Origin of the sequence: Acinetobacter sp. 1566109 (assembly GCF_000582255.1) — a bacterium.
GTDB lineage: Bacteria > Pseudomonadota > Gammaproteobacteria > Pseudomonadales > Moraxellaceae > Acinetobacter > Acinetobacter nosocomialis.
Map to the genome: position 1 here is coordinate 1 of NZ_JEYB01000004.1, position 12,405 is coordinate 12,405.

Here is a 12,405-nt window from a genome sequence, read left to right on the forward strand (position 1 = left end):
CTAAATTTAATAACACTAAGCATTGCGAATTGGCTTTGATTACAATTGCTCGTCTTTGCACGGTTCTTGTAATTCGGGGTGATGGTTCACCATAAAATTACGGATGTAGATGGCAACTTTTGTGTCCTTTTCATACGCAATTTTCTTGAGGACTTTTAACTGAGCTTTGGTCCAGCGGACTTGAGTGAGTTCAGTGTGTTTAGGTTTAGTTTGAACATTTGATGTAGTCATGCGAAAATCACCATAAATCGTACTTAGATACTTAGTGTTATTAAATTTAGTACTATTTATGGTGATTTACAAGTGCTTTTAAGGAAAAAGTATGAAAAATGGTGATTTTTCTAATCGTGGTGAACGTTTAAAAGAAGAACGTAAGCGCTTGGGCATAGGTACACAAGATGAGTTGGCCGAGATTTTAAACGTTAAAAAGAACTCAGTTGTGCGTTATGAAAAGCACAATGCACCTTTAGACACTGACCAGTTAGATTTGCTTGAAGATCATGGGTTTAATATTGCTTATATTCTTTGGGGAGCTTCGGAACTTAAGAGCAGTGAACTGGCAGATGATGAAGTAAAGCTGATTCAGTTATACCGTCAAACACGTGAAGAAATGCGTTCGGGGTTAGTCTCTATAGCTGAGACTTATGCAAATCAATTTAAATAAAATATGAAAAAATGAACATAACTGACTTTCAAAAAAAAATGATATGGGGTGTAGGAGTTCTATCTATTGTTTGTTTATGGATAGCTTTTCCATTTATTTTTAAACTTTTAATTGAAGCTTATAAATTTCCAAAGGACTTCACGGATTTTGGACCTTTTGGCGATATTTATGGAAGTTTAAATACGCTTATCTCATCCATTGCTTTATGTGCAGTTGCTTATTCGACTTATTTGCAAATTACTTCTTTAAATGAAACAAGAGTGACTAATAAGGAGCAATTGAAGTTAGCTGAAAAATCACATCAAGAACAATTAAACGAATCTAGGAATGCTATTTTTGCTAATCAGTTCTATTCATTGCTTAATTATAAAAGAGAAAAATTTAATAGTATTGTTCTAGAGTGTAGGAATAATGAATATCAAAAAGAAATAAAAAAGGCTAGCGGTTTAACAGTTATGCAAATTCTAACTACAGATTTTGTTGCTAGATTAAGTAGTAACCCACTATTTTTTGAAAATCTTAGCGAATCCGAAATACGTGACCATTTTTTTGAGGTAGGACGTCATTTATTTACGGATTCAATCAGTCCTGTTGTCTCTTATTTTTTTATCTATAAAAATTTGATTAATTTAATTAATGAATCAGAAATTTCTGCAAAAGATAAGGCTCATTTCTTGGATGTCCTTTGTAATTCTATGTTCCAAGAAGAACAAATGGTTCTATTTTGGATTGCACCTGTCTTCCCTGATATAAAAAGATTTATTGAGAATAGTTATATATTTAATCAAATTTGGTATGACGAGAGTTTAAAGAATTATGGTTTAAGATTTCATAAAATCAAAACTTTCCGTATTAGTGGTTGGGTAGAATTATTTAAAAAAAATGAGAGTGAAAACCCGACCTAAGTCGGGTTTTTTAATTCATTTGGCATGAACCGCGCGGTTAATGTTTACCACTTGGTGATGTAGCGTGTTGATGATGGCGCTAAATTCTTGTTCTTTTAAACCATCATCGACTTTCATTTTTGAAAAGGCAAAAAGTAAGTTTTGAAGGTTCTCAAGTGGATATTCAATTTCTTCCAGTATTTCTTCGGCCGTCATTTTCTTTTGGCTATTAACGTCTAGTGTTGAGTGCATTTCTCCCCCTGTCTATTGATCATGGGTCTATTTTCTTAAAATCTGCTTTGAAAATATAGATAGTGGCGACACGTTGTGTCGCTTATCTGTTTGATATTATGAAATTTTCCATAACATTAGCCCATTTCAGGTGCTGATATAGCGAGCTTTTTAATGTCGAAAACCATGCATCTCACCGTTTTATTGATGATCCCACTCTGTACAGGGTGGTTATGTTGCATAAAGACAGGGAAGGGAGCACTGCTTTGCATGAGGATGCTAGACAGTTGGTTTCGTGGCGGCAAACCTTCAATGCACTCGTAGATCTGCCCGAGATTAAACGCCAGTAAGTTGTGCTTACGGCTATGGTTGAGTTTATCTATTCCGTAGTTATGAACTGATGCCCAGAAGTCTTCTAGAGTTTTATTTTGAATGAGATTTTTAGACTCAAGCGTTAGGCAGTTAATGGGTAAAGTTTCACGGCACAGATTAGATTTGTTGTGCCAGATGACTTCAGCACTTTCCATGTAACCGTTTTGGTCATAAAGAATTTTACTGACCGTGTAGAGCGGACCACCAGACTTGAGCTGAACCACAGCACCTACATGAATTTGGTCATGGTTGCCTTGCGTATTGTAGAGCATGGCTGCCATGTGGTTAAAGGTGTTGATATAAGCTTCTTTGATTTGTGCTGCTTTGGCACCTGTAAAACCCATGACTAAGAAAATAAAACCGTCTTTGGTCATTTCATAATATTTAGATTCGCGGGTTGCACCATTCCCAATTTCAACTGTCTGAACATGAGCGCAAAAATGCGCTGATGTAAATTCAGGAGAACATTCTAAACTTTCTATTTTTCGTAATACGTCTTTGTGCTGTTTACCAAAAAGCTCGGCCACTTTGAGGCTAGAAGTTTTGACTTGCTCGTTTTGAATAAATACAGCATCTTCAACATAAGTGACTGCGTTCATAGCTATACTCCCAATTTGTTAGATTGAGAGAAATGATACAGAGCTTGAAGTGAAAACAAAGGCGCACAAGAGGTGTGCAAAAGGCGCGCAAAAAATTTATTCATGACTTAGGCTCCCCAAAACAAAGTTGAGAAGGTAAAGCCGGCAATACTTAGGAAGATTGCAGCATCAAATATGTTTTTGATGAGTTTTTGACGTTTGAGCTTGTGCTGGCGTTTTTTGAATGCAGCCAAGTCTTTGACTGGAGTATGTTCCTGAACGGAATTTTGAGTAGGGGCGTTCTTGAAAGCGAATGAGTTCATTTGCTATTCCTTGTATCAAGCTTAATAAAACCTGACGCCATTACTTCCTACGATAATGGTGACAGACTGAACAGGAGTAGGAATTACCGTGATACAAGAAACGGCCAGCCGAAGCTGTCCTGTCCAGCCTGCCATGAACAGCAAAGCTGAATTTTACGCAAAAAAATAGCCCGAAGACGGACTTTTATGCGTCTTGTATCTGTTTTTCAGGTTCCTACGCCTGACTAAAAAGACTTATGTCTCTCTAGCGTTTTTACAGTAGCTTAGATACTATTACGCGTCAAGACTTTATAATAATTTTTGGGGTGGGAATTACATGTCAACTGATGAAGCTACAATTAAACTAACCGAAATTATTAAGCAGCAAACAGATGAACTTAATCAAAAAATAGAAAAAAATGCAGAGATTCAAAATGGTCTTTTAGAGAATATTCAAAAGACAATTGATTATTTTTATGAGTTGAAAGACGGTAATCATATTAGTGAAGAAGCAATGACTAAATATCCTCTTCATTTAGATAACTGTAAACGTGGTATTAATAACTGTATAATTCTTGCAGAAAGATTAAAAAGTTATGTGTCAAGTGTTAATGAGCACCATGAAGACTTAAGTTATATGGAGTCATTGAATTTAACTTTAACTAGTATGATCAAAGAATATGATGCCTATAATTTCTATAAATTGCCTAATGAAATTGGAAGTGCAGAGGCAAGTTTAATAATTGGTGAAAATTTTATAACAAATTACACTACTGAGAAGAAAAAATTTAATCAAATAATTGTTAAAGAAATAAAAGAAATGTTGGATGAGGCAGAAAAAGAATTAAGAGACTTTAAAATTTTAAAGAATATTTTAAAAAATTTAAAAACTGAAGATTATTATTCAAATGAAAGTAAAAAGTATAAAATAGCACATTATATTTACTTAGGGCTTTTTTTAGTCACTCTTATTGGTGCTTTATGTATTTCAGCATATTCAATTTGTGCTGAACCTATATACTTTCTAGATAATTTTGATTATTGGTTTTTAAAAATATCATTTATTTTAGTTGTTATCACATTGGTTTCTTTCTTTATAAAGCAATCATCTCATTATCAAAGTTTAGCTGATCAAGCCAACCAGACTCGGTTGGAAATACAAGCATTTCCAACTTTTGTGACTGGAATTGAAAAAGCTGATGAAGTTGCAATTCGCAAAGAACTCGCACTTAAATATTTTGGACGTGAAGTTGATAAAACTGCTCATAAAGATATGGGTAATTTAGTTTCTGACCAAATGAAAAGTACAACTGAAATGGTTAAAGCTACAACAGAAGCAATTAAGAATTTAAAGGGGTAAATAAGACTAAAGATACAGATATAACCTTTTAAGAATTAAGAAAAATATAGATTATCAATAGTATCTTGGATACTATATAGCCAACTTTATTTTAATAATAAAATGAGATTGGTGCCATCATGGAAGTTGATTTAAATCGTATAAATTTCAATGCGAATCAAAGTAAATTAGGTAATTTGTTTTTAGGTTTTTTTGAGGGTTTGTTCTTAGATGGTCGTGTGCGTTTACAGGAAATTGAAGCCTTAATTAAATGGGTAGAGCAATATCCAGAAGCTGTAACAGTACCTCATTTTGAACCGCTTTATCAGGTTCTACTTAAAGCAGCTGAAGACCCGCAGTTCTTATTAGCGAATCACCAAGAAGTTCAAGCACATTTAGATTTATTCAAAAACTCAAAGTACTTTAAAGAACATACTTGTGATGTCCAAAGATTACATGGCGTGTTAGCAGGTTTGGCCTGTGATAGTGATTATACAGATGATGAGGTATTAGCTTTAAATGCTTGGTTGGATCGTCATGAATATCTGAAAGATGATCCTATCTATAAAGAAATAATTCTTGCTTTGAATCATGTACGTATTTTAAACCGTGTTAGTAGTGATACAAAAGAAGTTCTACGTTTAACGTTGGCTAAATATATCCAGCTCAATAATTTTGGTTTACCACAAGTTAGAGTATCTAGCTCTGAAGATAATAAAAATCCTGATTTCTACCATGGCAACGTTGAAATCATTGGCAAGACCATTTGTTTAACTGGTGCATCTGCTCGTTATAGTAAAGCAGAATGGAAACAGGTGATCGAATCACAAGGTGGTATTTTTAAAGATGATCTCACCAAAACTGTTGATTATCTCGTGATATGTAATAAGGGTAATCCTCATTGGGCACATATGAGCTATGGGCGTAAGTTTGAACAGGCTCTGAAGTGGCAAAAAGATGGAGCGAATATTCGTATTTTAACTGAAGATGATTTTGTGAAAGTATTGGGACAGGAGTAATGCATATTTATTATTACTGTGTGATGACTTAAAAATCGATGTTTAAAACTTTAATTTGGTGAGTATCTTAGTTACTATTAAAATGTAAGATAAAGATATTTATAAGGGCTAGTAGTATAATGATAGAAATGATTGAGCAAGATGGTTATTTGTCTACTTTAAAAGAAATGAGTCCAACAAGTGGCGGTATCTCTGCAAAAACATATTTAGCTGAAGTTCTATGGCCAGATGGTGAAGTCATTGAATCATTTGTTAAACTTTTTCCTGTAAATACTCGAATTAAAGAAATTATTAATGAAAGTTTTGGTTTCTTGCTAGCTAATTCAGCCAATTTGCGACAATCAAGTCGTGCAGCTTTGATCAAGCTTGATGTAAGTGAATTTTCTATTGATACCTCAACGGATAGTTTTGCTCAGACCAACGGTTTTGTATATGGATGGGTTACATCAAGTCTTGGCGGTAAAGATCTAAAAAAGGTCTATCTTAAGAATCCGCAGGAGATTGCTAATGATGAAGCACAACAGATTATTTCATTACTCGATTCTTGGCCGAACTTTAAATCTTTAGTTGCTTTTGATGATTGTATTGGGAATATTGATAGAAATATTGGGAATCTAATTTTTATTAAAAAGGATGACATTGGAATAATTGATCATGGTCAAATTTTTGGTGTAATTGATTGGCAGTATGAATCAATCGACCCAACATTCAATTGTACAAACTACATGCTCAATGCATTCAAAGCACAATACAATGGAACAATTATCCACCCTGCTATTTATCAACCTATATTAGATGTTGCTGCTAGAAATAGCAGTTTTTATGATAAAGACAAAGTAGATATTCATGGTTGTATCACTCATATTGATCAAACAATAGGTAGCAATTTAGATAAAAAGATTGATGATTTTTTCAATTATTTTGAAGTACGTTTTGCTACCATAGCAACTCGTTTGCCTCATGCATTAGCTGCTTAAATAGGTAGATTCATATGTCAAATATAATTAAAGGTGAATGGTCACTTGTGCAGTGGAACCCTGATATAGCTACTGAAGAATATCTAAATATTGGTGTTTCATTTAAGCACAATGGTAGAAATTACTTCAAAATGCTTGATAGTTTCAATCGCGTAAATTGCTTATATGATGAGGATACTGTACAGCATCTTCAGGATGTTATTGAATTATCTTTAAAAGCTTTTAAAGGAGATAATTTTTATTTTTCAGACCAAATTCGTTTGATAGATAAAGGCTTAGCTAAGGGCCTTAATGAAGAAAAGATTCTGGAAAGATTGTACACTCGTGTTGTTACTTTAGGCAAAACTCATGCATCAAAGAGTAAAGTGAAGAATGATTTTAAGTACATTAAAAATGAGCCATTCTTAAAACGTGCTACAACTAACCTCAGACAAAAAATTAAAAGTAAAAATGAATATAAGCATTTATTAGATCTATTCCCTGAAGATAGTTATTTAAGAAAAAATAATAGTGATTTGTATGTGCCTATGCGAAGTTCTTCTAATTACGGAAGTTTTGTTTCTGTCGTCACAAACAATGTAGATACCATCAATACAAATTACTTGATGTTGGCAACAGATCTTTTAACAGCATCTCAATTAGATCAAAAAGGCGCAAACTTTTTTGTTTTAAGACCTTCTGCAGAAGAGTTGAAGAAGTTAGATGAGGAAAAGGTTGATGAAATTGGAGAGACCTTAGATAAATTAGATTTCAAATTTAAAGGCTATAAGTTTAATATTGAAAGTGCAGATTCTGAAGAAGAGTTGAATGACAAAATGTTATTTTGGCTAGGTGAAGAAGCTGCATGATTTTTGAAATTAACCTTTTAACACAGCTTAAAAGGTTAACTAAAAATAATATAGAAAACAGATCAAGCAATATAGAAGTTTGGTAGGAAACTTTTAAGACAAGGTATTTACCGTAAAATAATAAAGCCCCATTGAAGGGGCTTGGCGTTATGCGACAAGATATAAGAACATGGAACTACTTAAAATAATGCCCATGATCATGCCGATTAAGATCGGGTATAGCTGCATTTATTACTCCCGTATGGATTTGCTGATTTAACTTGAGTTGGCTTTTGTTTTGGAGATTTTCTTCCTTATAAAAAGCCTTCATCTCATGGATGTACCGAGTAAATTGATAATCCAGAATCATCCAAAAAATAATGAGGGCTAAAACAAGAATAACGATGAAAAAGATTAGGAAATTTGTCATTTAAAAGTACCTTTTTGAAAGTTTTTCTTGTGTATTTTTACATTCAACACAAAGGGTTACAGAACCATAGCGCTGGCGCTCAACAGGAATATCATTTCCGCATTCTTCACATTCAGTTAGGGAAGGGCGGCTAAAGTCTTTAAGTTGAATTTGGACCTGTTTAAGTTGTAGTTCTTGAGCAATATCAATTTTGTCTGTCATGCGTGCTCCATTTTCCAAGTACGGTCTGGAGTAGGTAGGTTAATTTCAGGATTAGGATGAGCTGGAGGGGAAAGCTGGATCTTTAATTCAAAGAATCCTTGAGCAGTAAAACCACACTCTAAGTTTTGACACTGTCCCTGAAATGAACGGAGTAAAGGATTAAGTTCAGTACTTGAACGGATTGAAAAAGGTTCACCGCAGTGAGGGCATTTATAACGGGATCTTGGTCGAGCCATTTCGTTACCTGTAGGTTTAATTATTTACGATTTTATAACAAAATCACTATAAATGGTGATTTATAATAATTTGTATCGAAAATTGATTACCCTTTTGTCCTTGCTTTCCCCAAAGCAAGGATTTTTTTTATTTGCCCTTTTTAGCTTTATCTATTCGGGCTTGTTCTCTTTTTAAGGCAATAATCGCTGTCTTTTTTGTTTTATAAATTTTAATGAGTTTTAAAGGATTGCTTTGATCACCCGAAGTAAGCTTCTGGTCTTTTCCATTGTCACGATAAAAAACGATTACTCCGGTGTAGTCGGCATAGTTGCGACCGGTCCGTTTTTTGTTTTGTTTTTTTAATTCTTTATCTCCATCTTTATCAGGCTCAAAAAGAGTTGAAACATCATCTGCATTTGGTAGCTGTACCTCTAGCTCAACACTCGTTGTAAACCCTCCGTCAGTTAGATTATGAGTGACGTTGGTGCCCAGCCATACGATGTCATCAATTTGTGGTTTTAAACCGGTAAAAACAAACTCTTGTTCCGGGATAAGTTCCGGTTGGCCAAAGGCAAAGGTATATGACAATTTCTGAGATGTACGTTTGCAACGGTTGAATTCAGCTTGTGCCGCTAATTCAGCCGTTTTTTTATCACGGTGAACGTAGCGGATCTCTTTTAAATTGTCTTCATTGTCACCAATGACTACATACAGCTTTTTAGATTTACTTGAATCGTAATAGTAGGCTTTAACACCAGTGATTCTGTCAGTACCGGTACCAGTAGTGTAATTGTGGCCATCACCATCAGATCTAAAAATTTGGGCGGTAGGAAGGGGCAATCCTGAAGCGGTTTGACTGGCCCCACGAGGTAGTAAAATTAAATGGCCATTTTTTACAGTAGCAATAGCATCATGTTCGTCTGCAATCCGGGTAACTAAATTGGCGTCACTTTCGTTCTGAGCAATATATGAAATTACTCGGTTGGCCAGTGTGTCATGCACAATTGTTTTAAGCGCATATTCAGCACCAACGGTTTCAAAAATCATCTGTATTGATTTATTACTAAAGCTACGTTCACGCTTTTGCTTTAAGCCTTCAGATACGTCATTACTGAAGGCTGAAATACTTAAAACGTCCGGTGCACCACGATGAGTGACGGATTCAACTTTGTATTTCCCTTTGTCCACTAAGCCCGTATTTGACCAACCAATCCATACTTGAATAATTGCTCCTTCAGGGGGGATTTCTAATTGGCCATCAGAATCATCAAGATCAATGTCCACAGAGTCCACAATAAGACCACGATTATCTTTAATACTGAGAGAAATTAACCGGTCGACAACAAGAGGGGATATGTCATTTCCGTCGACTTCTAGGCGATAAATTGGGAAAGGATATTCAGTTTCAGCCTGATATGATTCAGCTGCTTCATTTAGCATATTGGTGATTTGATTAAGCATTTATATCAACCTATTTACTGCACCACCAGCCATGCCGATGAGTGTGCCGAGTAGCGTCGGTTTCCATTCCTTCACAATCTTTAGTGTCAAAGTAAATTCTGTTTTGCGGGCAGCACCATCTTTAAAGAAATAGGTTTTTGTCTCTTCCATATTTTCAATAATAACTAGGCCATAAATCTTTCCGGTTCCTTCAATCAATGTGTAGGCCATGCCTGTGTCTGCCATACGACGGACTTGATCTAGTACAATTCGGTTGTTGGTCAGTTCGTGGTAAATTTCTCCCTTCAGGGTAATGGTATCTTCACCTTTTCCCGCGAACTGGTAAGCTGGAGTAGAGCCAACCCGGCTATTGCTTGGATGTCTCCAGTTAGTAACACGTTGCAGTTCTTGATATGCAGCTGTTCGCAATGAAAATACGAACAACCCTAAAGCCATCATCATTTTGTCTACTCCGTATCAGTCAAAAATCTACGACGAGCATCGCGTTCTTCTTGTTGAAGGCGTACCATTTCAGCTCTTAAAGCACGTGCAGTTTCACGAACGGGTTGACCGTGCTCTGCTTTAATGGTGATTTGAATTGTGTCGTTACTAATGAAGCTGCCACCGCGTTGTGCCCGGATTGGCGTCACTGGTGTAACCTTTGCTGTGGTACCAGTACTAATCACATTTTGAGTAGCTTGCTGTGTCGCTTTAACGGGTAAGTTATGGTTCTGTGAAATACCTAATGCCATACCTTGCATGGTGTAGTCACCAATGCCCATAAACACACGGGAAGGGGAATGGATACCTAGAAGATTTCGGGCTTTTTCAATAACACCAGTTACGGCTCCGGAGAGAGCAGTTTTAACCTCACCGATTTTAGAAAGAATTCCATTTTTTAAGCCAGTCAAAATCATGGCCCCAAACCCTGTGAATTTCGCGGGCAGATCTACACCGAACCAGGACAAGACTTTCGCAAATGCAGCATAGAAAAGCCCAATAGGGGACCAGTTAATAATTAGGGCAGATACGCCTTTAATTCCGCCATTGAAGGCAGTTTTAACTGTATTCCAAATGCCAACAAAGAATCCTTTGATAGGTTCCCAATTCTTATAAATGAGATAAGCAGCTCCAGCCACGGCTGCAATAATGCCAAGGATGACTAAACCAGCTGGGGAGACAATGGCTCCTAATGCACTAAACCCAATCCCTAATGTGGAAAAGGTCATTTTGAGCATAGCAAGGGGACCAAGTAGCGCTAAAACTCCAAGTGATAAAGCGCTTATAACAGCAATAATAGCTATGCCACCAACAGCAATTTTTACCAGACTTGAGGCTAATGCAGGGTTGCGGGATGCCCAATCTTGAACAACTGCCATCACAGAGGTGAATTTGCCAAGCATGGTATTAATTGGGGGTAAAAGTACATTACCAATATTGATCGCCAGACCCGCTACTTGGTTCTTGGCCAACTGGATATTATTGGCTGTAGTTGCTGCACGTGCGGCATATTCGGCTTGCATTGAACCAGCATATTTAGATTTATCTCCTACCATTGATAGGTTTTTCTCAAGGGCTTCCATGTTAGTAAGTAATGGTGCAATAGAGCCTAAAGATTCAGATCCAAATAATTCTTTTAAGGTGGCAGCCTGTTTATATTTATCTAATTTTGAAATTGCTTTTATTACTTTCAACGTTGTAGCTTCAGCATCAGTTTGCATGTCTTTAGCAACTTGGCCAGCATCTAAGCCTAGATCTTTATAAGCAGCTCTTTGACCTTTAGTGGCAGACTCTCCAGCAACTAAAGCAAGCATCATATTCTTAATACCGGTTGCTGCAATTTCTTCTGCGACACCCATGCCCCGAATAGTGGCACCAAGTGCTGCAATAGATCCAGAGGCAAAACCACCAACTTCACCGAGAGGGCCAATACGTTGAACAATATCCATGATGCCTTTTGCTGCAGCTGGAGTGTTATTGCCTAGATAGTTAATTTTGTCAGCAAGAGAGACGACTTCTGGTTGAGACATTTTAAAAGCTGTACGCATTTCGGCCATAGCTTGACCAGACTCTTGAGCAGAAATGTCAAAAGCAACGCCCATTTTTACCGCGGATTCAGCAAAACCTAGCAGTTCATTTTTTGCAATTCCAGATTGACCACCAGCTGCAACAATAGCTGCAATATCTTTGGCAGCCATTGGAAGTTCGGTGGATAGCCGGATGATGTCATCACCCATGATTTTGAACTGTTGTGGAGTTTCAAAATTGACGACCTTTTTCACATCTGCCATTGCAGATTCATAGTCAATTGCCAGGTGTACCGGAATAGCCATTGCAGCTGCTCCAGCTCCAGCAACCATTAGACCTTTCTTGGCCAGATCCGATGCTTTAGCCATACGTCCTTGCATTTGCTCATACTGCTTTTGAGCTTTCTGGTGACGTTCTAAAGATTCCTTTTGTTTGTTAATTTCCATCGTCGTGAGATGGATTTTATTCTTCAGCTCTGATTCATCATCAGCCAAGTTGTCGACACTAATACCAGCCTGATTAAGTTCACGGACTAAAGCCGTCATTTCAGTACCTTGATTTTTCTGAGCCGCTTTCAGACGTTTTTGTGCAGCTTCAGCACGTGCTAAATCCTTAACCATCTGCTCAGTAGGGGCACCAATATTCATGGCTGTTTTGAGCTGTTTAAGTGTTTCCTTATTCTGTTCAATGGCCTGTGTAGTTTTTTCAGATTGTTCTTTAAGCTGCCTGAAGCCTGAAATTTTGCGTTGCTGGGCTTCTAGTGCCTTCAGTTCAGATGAAGTCTTTTTAAAGGCATCTGATAAGGTTTTAGAGCCACCAACGATTGTTTTTATAGGGCCAGATAATTTATCAACTGCATTAAATAGGACTTCTAATTTTAAATCTGCCATTGGTGGA

General features: G+C 36.6%; 15 protein-coding genes and 1 pseudogene. 7 read left to right on the forward strand and 9 right to left on the reverse strand.

Annotated features, from left to right (window positions below; all coding sequences use genetic code 11):
- Nucleotides 1-39 precede the first annotated feature (39 nt).
- The gene (locus J582_RS07410; protein ID WP_032047653.1) at nt 40-231 is read right to left on the reverse strand and encodes a hypothetical protein; all 192 of its coding nucleotides are present in this window, start codon (nt 229-231) and stop codon (nt 40-42) included.
- Nucleotides 232-322: 91 nt separating this feature from the next.
- On the opposite strand from J582_RS07410, the gene J582_RS07415 reads away from it, so the two are divergent.
- The gene (locus tag J582_RS07415) at nt 323-664 is read left to right on the forward strand and encodes a helix-turn-helix domain-containing protein (protein ID WP_032047655.1); all 342 of its coding nucleotides are present in this window, start codon (nt 323-325) and stop codon (nt 662-664) included.
- Between the two features lie 11 nt (nt 665-675).
- Nucleotides 676-1,569, forward strand: coding sequence for a hypothetical protein (locus J582_RS07420; protein WP_005137944.1), 894 nt, complete (start codon nt 676-678; stop codon nt 1,567-1,569).
- 15 nt (nt 1,570-1,584) lie between these two features.
- Here J582_RS07420 and J582_RS07425 read toward each other — a convergent pair whose 3' ends face one another.
- From J582_RS07425 to J582_RS07435, 3 genes are all read right to left on the reverse strand, one after another.
- The gene (locus tag J582_RS07425; RefSeq protein ID WP_003655138.1) at nt 1,585-1,800 is read right to left on the reverse strand and encodes a hypothetical protein; all 216 of its coding nucleotides are present in this window, start codon (nt 1,798-1,800) and stop codon (nt 1,585-1,587) included.
- A 116-nt stretch (nt 1,801-1,916) separates the two neighbouring features.
- Nucleotides 1,917-2,750: a Rha family transcriptional regulator gene (locus J582_RS07430; protein ID WP_005137947.1), complete on the reverse strand. Its 834-nt coding sequence runs from the start codon at nt 2,748-2,750 to the stop codon at nt 1,917-1,919.
- Between the two features lie 107 nt (nt 2,751-2,857).
- Nucleotides 2,858-3,052 (reverse strand): hypothetical protein, encoded by a 195-nt coding sequence (locus J582_RS07435; protein ID WP_005137949.1) that lies wholly within the window; start codon nt 3,050-3,052, stop codon nt 2,858-2,860.
- Between the two features lie 316 nt (nt 3,053-3,368).
- On the opposite strand from J582_RS07435, the gene J582_RS0104390 reads away from it, so the two are divergent.
- The 4 genes from J582_RS0104390 (at nt 3,369) to J582_RS07450 (ending at nt 7,214) form a co-directional block, all read left to right on the forward strand.
- On the forward strand, nt 3,369-4,391 hold the full coding sequence (locus J582_RS0104390; RefSeq protein WP_005137951.1) for a hypothetical protein: 1,023 nt from the start codon (nt 3,369-3,371) through the stop codon (nt 4,389-4,391).
- A gap of 119 nt (nt 4,392-4,510) precedes the next feature.
- Nucleotides 4,511-5,389 (forward strand): BRCT domain-containing protein, encoded by an 879-nt coding sequence (locus J582_RS07440; protein ID WP_000451464.1) that lies wholly within the window; start codon nt 4,511-4,513, stop codon nt 5,387-5,389.
- Nucleotides 5,390-5,517: 128 nt separating this feature from the next.
- On the forward strand, nt 5,518-6,366 hold the full coding sequence (locus J582_RS07445; RefSeq protein WP_000572407.1) for a hypothetical protein: 849 nt from the start codon (nt 5,518-5,520) through the stop codon (nt 6,364-6,366).
- Nucleotides 6,367-6,380: 14 nt separating this feature from the next.
- On the forward strand, nt 6,381-7,214 hold the full coding sequence (locus tag J582_RS07450) for a hypothetical protein (protein WP_000065251.1): 834 nt from the start codon (nt 6,381-6,383) through the stop codon (nt 7,212-7,214).
- 409 nt (nt 7,215-7,623) lie between these two features.
- On the opposite strand, the gene J582_RS07460 is transcribed toward J582_RS07450, so the two are convergent.
- The 4 genes from J582_RS07460 to J582_RS07475 form a co-directional block, all read right to left on the reverse strand.
- Nucleotides 7,624-7,824, reverse strand: coding sequence for a TraR/DksA C4-type zinc finger protein (locus J582_RS07460; protein ID WP_000130083.1), 201 nt, complete (start codon nt 7,822-7,824; stop codon nt 7,624-7,626).
- On the reverse strand, nt 7,821-8,060 hold the full coding sequence (locus J582_RS07465; RefSeq protein WP_000113727.1) for an ogr/Delta-like zinc finger family protein: 240 nt from the start codon (nt 8,058-8,060) through the stop codon (nt 7,821-7,823). Before J582_RS07465 ends, J582_RS07460 begins: the two co-directional genes overlap by 4 nt.
- A gap of 127 nt (nt 8,061-8,187) precedes the next feature.
- Nucleotides 8,188-9,501: a contractile injection system protein, VgrG/Pvc8 family gene (locus J582_RS07470; protein ID WP_032047657.1), complete on the reverse strand. Its 1,314-nt coding sequence runs from the start codon at nt 9,499-9,501 to the stop codon at nt 8,188-8,190.
- Nucleotides 9,502-9,942 (reverse strand): phage tail protein, encoded by a 441-nt coding sequence (locus tag J582_RS07475; protein ID WP_032047659.1) that lies wholly within the window; start codon nt 9,940-9,942, stop codon nt 9,502-9,504.
- 293 nt (nt 9,943-10,235) lie between these two features.
- Here J582_RS07475 and J582_RS27580 point away from each other — a divergent pair, with 293 nt between their 5' ends.
- The gene (locus tag J582_RS27580) at nt 10,236-10,292 is read left to right on the forward strand and encodes a hypothetical protein (RefSeq protein ID WP_227556605.1); all 57 of its coding nucleotides are present in this window, start codon (nt 10,236-10,238) and stop codon (nt 10,290-10,292) included.
- 546 nt (nt 10,293-10,838) lie between these two features.
- Here J582_RS27580 and J582_RS27585 read toward each other — a convergent pair.
- Nucleotides 10,839-12,398, reverse strand: a pseudogene (locus J582_RS27585) (phage tail tape measure protein); the annotation flags it as partial.
- Nucleotides 12,399-12,405 lie beyond the last annotated feature (7 nt).